This is a genomic window from Psychrobacter sp. AOP31-B2-9, assembly GCF_052378005.1.
Classification (GTDB): Bacteria; Pseudomonadota; Gammaproteobacteria; order Pseudomonadales; family Moraxellaceae; genus Psychrobacter.
In genome coordinates this window covers 1-4,146 of sequence record NZ_JBQSXG010000200.1, presented here as the reverse complement: position 1 = coordinate 4,146, position 4,146 = coordinate 1, and the positions used below count along the sequence as shown (strand labels likewise).

3 protein-coding genes and 1 pseudogene are annotated in these 4,146 nt (G+C 43.7%); 1 reads left to right on the top strand and 3 read right to left on the bottom strand.

All coding sequences use genetic code 11. The annotated features are described in order from the left end of the window. A pseudogene (locus tag ACT3SX_RS14215) lies at positions 1-130 on the top strand (IS5/IS1182 family transposase); the annotation flags it as partial. A gap of 416 nt (positions 131-546) precedes the next feature. On the opposite strand, the gene glyA reads toward ACT3SX_RS14215, so the two are convergent. The 3 genes from glyA to ACT3SX_RS14200 all read right to left on the bottom strand — a co-directional run bounded on the left by glyA (position 547) and on the right by ACT3SX_RS14200 (position 4,064). After that, positions 547-1,803, bottom strand: a complete 1,257-nt coding sequence (glyA, locus tag ACT3SX_RS14210) for a serine hydroxymethyltransferase (RefSeq protein ID WP_192519669.1) — start codon at positions 1,801-1,803, stop codon at positions 547-549. A 377-nt stretch (positions 1,804-2,180) separates the two neighbouring features. Beyond that, complete coding sequence (locus ACT3SX_RS14205) at positions 2,181-2,672, bottom strand: chorismate--pyruvate lyase family protein (RefSeq protein ID WP_192992539.1); 492 nt, start codon at positions 2,670-2,672, stop codon at positions 2,181-2,183. Positions 2,673-2,723: 51 nt separating this feature from the next. After that, complete coding sequence (locus tag ACT3SX_RS14200) at positions 2,724-4,064, bottom strand: GNAT family N-acetyltransferase (protein ID WP_192992540.1); 1,341 nt, start codon at positions 4,062-4,064, stop codon at positions 2,724-2,726. Between the last annotated feature and the right edge of the window lie 82 nt (positions 4,065-4,146).

The following is a 4,146-nucleotide window of genomic DNA, read 5'->3' as shown; positions in this document are numbered from 1 at the left end:
CTTGGTAGAAAACGCTTTTGCTAGGTTGAAACATTTTAGGGGCATTGCCACGCGATATGATAAGCTCAAAGATAGCTATGCAGCAGCGGTAATGCTCGCTTGTGTCTTTATCTGGTTGCCCCTGATTTGAATTCTATACACACCCTAATATTCATATAATCATTTACAGCGATACTGATACAAAATGTAACTATTTATTGCAATTTGTATCGGTATTATTACTAAATTCTCAATATCGACTATATACTAATACTTTTACATAAACAAAAATATTTTTATGTTTTTCTAAATTAAACATCAACTTAGCGCTTTGGAATTGACAGTCAAACTCACTATATATATCAAAAATGTCGGTCGTTTCTCTTAGTGTAAACAATAGATTTGAACATAATTAAAAGTGCTAAATAACAATACCAACACAAGTTTGCGCTTACTGCCCTAATATTTAGAGAGAGTAATAACAAAAAAACCGCCTAGCAAACGCTAAGCGGTTTTTCTTTTAACCAACGCTTAATAAGCGCTGTTTAAATCAGTACAGAGTTCAGCTTACTGGTTTTTTTCGTAAACTGGCAACTCTTTGCAGATTGCTTCTACTTTACCACGTACTTCAGTAGCAACCGCTTCGTCACCACGGCTGTCTAGCACGTCACAGATCCAACCTGCCAAGTCGCCCGCTTGCGCTTCGTTGAAGCCGCGAGTAGTAATGGCTGGTGTACCGATACGAATACCAGAAGTTACAAATGGTGATTTTGGATCGTTTGGTACAGCATTTTTGTTCACAGTGATGTGAGCTTCGCCAAGCCATTTGTCCGCTTCTTTACCCGTCATTTCTTGCTTAACGAGGCTGATCAGCATGAGATGGTTTTCAGTACCGCCAGAGATGACTTCATAGCCACGCTCTTGAACCACTTTTGCCATCGCTTGTGCGTTTTTCACTACTTGCTGCTGATAAGTAGAAAAGCTGTCTTCTAACGCTTCTTTGAAGCAAACCGCTTTAGCAGCGATAACATGCATCAATGGGCCACCTTGGTTGCCTGGGAATACAGCAGAGTTTAGCTTCTTAGCAAGCACTTCATCACGAGACAAAATCATACCTGAGCGTGGGCCACGTAGAGTTTTGTGCGTGGTAGTCGTAACCACATCAGCGAATGGTACTGGGCTTGGATAAACACCGCCAGCAACCAGACCAGCAACGTGAGCCATATCGACCAATAGATACGCGCCTACTTCATCCGCGATGTCACGGAAACGCTGCCAATCGACCACCTGTGAGTATGCCGAAAAACCAGCAATAATCATTTTAGGCTTGTGCTCACGTGCTAGCGCATCTACTTGGTCATAGTCAATCAGACCAGTGCCATCTACCAAACCGTACTGTACGGCATTGTAGTTCAAGCCTGAAAAGTTGATGTGCGCACCATGCGTCAAGTGACCACCAGCGTCTAGGCTCATGCCCAATACCGTGTCATTTGCTTCTAGCAATGCTAAAAACACCGCTGAGTTTGCTTGGCTACCAGAGTGTGGCTGAACGTTCACATACTCTGCACCGAACAATTCTTTAGCACGGTCAATCGCTAACTGTTCTATAACATCTACATGCTCACAACCACCGTAATAACGCTTGCCAGGATAACCTTCAGCGTATTTGTTGGTTAGATCAGTCCCTTGCGCTTCCATCACTGCTTGTGAGCAGTAGTTCTCTGAAGCAATAAGCTCGATGTGGTTTTCTTGACGAACGCTTTCTGCAGCCATCGCTTCAGCCAGTACTGGATCAAAACTTTGAAGAGAGATATTTTTAAACATATTGATGTCCTATTTAGTGTCTGTAATTAAAAGTGTCTGTAATTAAAAAGGCGCGATTACAAAGGCAGTATTAAAAGGGCGCGATTAAAAGGCAGCCAATATTAAAGCGGCTAATGACGGTCAGCCATGCCCAATATTCGGCGTGCGGTATCTTCGTCATTGCTAGCGCAAGTGTATCATGAAACGGGATATTACAAACGCAAAAAAGCTCAGTTTACCCTGAGTAAATCACATCAAGCAGCTATTTTTTGAACGGTTATCAGTCATAGCTGTTTCTATAAACATTGATAATATTTTACTTCATATAATGACTAAAACATCTCATATTTATGAGTCATTTATTGACCGTGCGTCCGTATTATTTATGGCTATACACCTTAGTAAAAACTGGACAGAAAAGTCTCACTAATCATAAACTGGCGCCCATACCAATCATAACGCGTATGTCGTTGCCAACCCTCTGCCATGTGACAAATAGAGCGCTGGTTGGGCAGAGTGCGACGCCGTTTGAATAGCACGTACCCGATGGGCGTGCCTTTTAGCTGCTGCAATCGCCGTGCGCGACCTTTTATACTAGATAACGGAAAGATGCTTTGAGCTGCGACCCATGGCAACTCATCATTGCCGTATAAACTCACCTCACGCACCCATGCCAGCATGGGCCGATTAAGCGCAGGCCCCCGTAGCCCTAGTTGCTGCTTTTGTATCAGAGACAGCTGACGATAACCCTCAAAGCTGCGGGTAACGCGCAAAGGCTGCCCCGCTTTAACTTCTAGCAAGGCTGTTAACGAGCCTTTGGCATGCAGCCATGGCAATAATTCAGGTGGCGGTACATTTTGGGAAGATGGTACAGAATAACGATTGGTCATAATTCACAGCTAATATTAATGATGGGATGCTACCAATAAGCATACAAATACCTATTCCAAAAAATCAGGCATGTTGTCAGCGTTAAAAGGCAACGCTTCATGGGCTTGCTGTCGATATTGCGCCATATGATGACGATCTTGGGTACAAAAATTGGCGATAGCTGGCACAAAACGTGGATCGTAAATACGATGTAACGAATGCGTTTTGGTCGGCACAAAACCTCTTATCAGCTTATGCTCCCCTTGCGTACCTGGGTCAAAGTAGCTCAAACCTTGCTCAACGGCAAACTCAATGCCTTGGTAATAGCACAGCTCAAAATGCAAACTGTCGTACTCACCCAGCGCACCCCAATAACGCCCATAAAGAGTCGCATTTTTGCTATCAGGCTTATCGTATAAGAACAAACTACTGGCAATAATTACGCCTTCATTATTGACAGCCTGAGCCAAAAATAAATGCTCAGGCATATTCTTTGCTAAGCTCATAAAAAACTCTGCACTCAAATACGGATTCTGGCCACGTACTGCATATGTCATGACATAGCAGTGATAAAAAGCCTTCCAGTCTGCATCGGTAATATCTGCACCGCACTTTCGGTGGCAGATGATGCCTTGCTCAGCAACTTTACGACGCTCTGCCCGAATGGTTTTACGCTTTTTGGCTTTTAACGTCATCAAAAATGCATCAAAATCCGCAAAAGGTTGACTGTCATTGAGCAAGTCTTTATTTTGCCACAAAAACTGACAGCCTTGACGTTCAAGTATAGGCATTTCAATAGCAGTTGGCTCAAAACTATTTTGGGTCGCTTGGTCCGCGAGCGCGCGTTCTACATCGACACCTGTCGGCATAGCATCGTTAGCGACATTGACCATCTCAGCTGTGACAAATAAACCATGCCAACTTGAGGCACCGACTTGCTGAGCAATGTCGTCTACGCCAGCCATAGCGGTCTTTATAACGTCTGCACTTAGGCTCTCACCTTCAGCTAGCCACAAACGCTGACCTGTAATTGGGGTATATGGCGCACTGGTGACCAATCTTGGATAGTAATCAATCCCATAACGCGCATACGCCTCTGCCCATGAGTGATCAAAAACAAACTCACCTTGATGATGAGCTTTTACAAACACAGGCATGACTGCCACTGAATGCGTGATGTCTACTTCAGTCGTATTTTCTGCTGGCATAGTTTCAGTGATTGCTGCGTCTGGCAAATCATCGACTTGATAGACAACGATAAAAATAGGTAGCCATCCTGCTGCTTCACCGATAGCACCTGTGTCCGTAAGTGCTTGCCAAAAAGCAAATGACATAAAAGGCGTGTCAGGCGTTTGCCAATTTGTTAAGCCCTGCCAGCTCGTATCACTGAGTAATGCATACTGTAAACTCATAAGATTCACTATCTTTTGCTTTCTATTAGCTGTTAGCCTAGCAAATTTTTGTGAGCATGCTGTCACAATTTGCAAAAACTTA